Here is a 359-nt window from a genome sequence, read left to right on the forward strand (position 1 = left end):
GTCGTCTGCAAGGGCGCATCCTGAGCCGCTATTTTCTCGGCAGCCAATGGCTGTATCGCATCGAGACCGCTGTCGGTGAACTGACCGTGGTCCGCCGAAACGACGGCAGCGCCCCGCTGGCACAAGGCACTGCGGTAGGACTCGACTGGCAGGCCGAACTATTGCGCGTACTCGCAGCTGATGAGGTGTCGGCATGAGCACCCTTGCCGCCATGCGCCAAGGCGGGCGCGGTTACCTGCTGTCGATGCCGGCAATGCTGTTGTTCGTCTGCCTGTTGGTCCTGCCGCTGTGCCTGACGCTGGTGTTGTCCTTCAACGTCTTCGACTACCAACTCGGAGTGAAAAGCGGCGCCTACACCC

General features: G+C 62.4%; 1 protein-coding gene. It reads left to right on the plus strand.

All coding sequences use genetic code 11. The annotated features are described in order from the left end of the window. Positions 1 to 197 (plus strand): TOBE domain-containing protein (locus AC1DCY_RS28035; RefSeq protein ID WP_477356144.1); only part of this gene is annotated, 197 nt, incomplete at its 5' end. Between the last annotated feature and the right edge of the window lie 162 nt (positions 198 to 359).

This window comes from Lysinibacillus sp. 10T31, assembly GCF_056394365.1.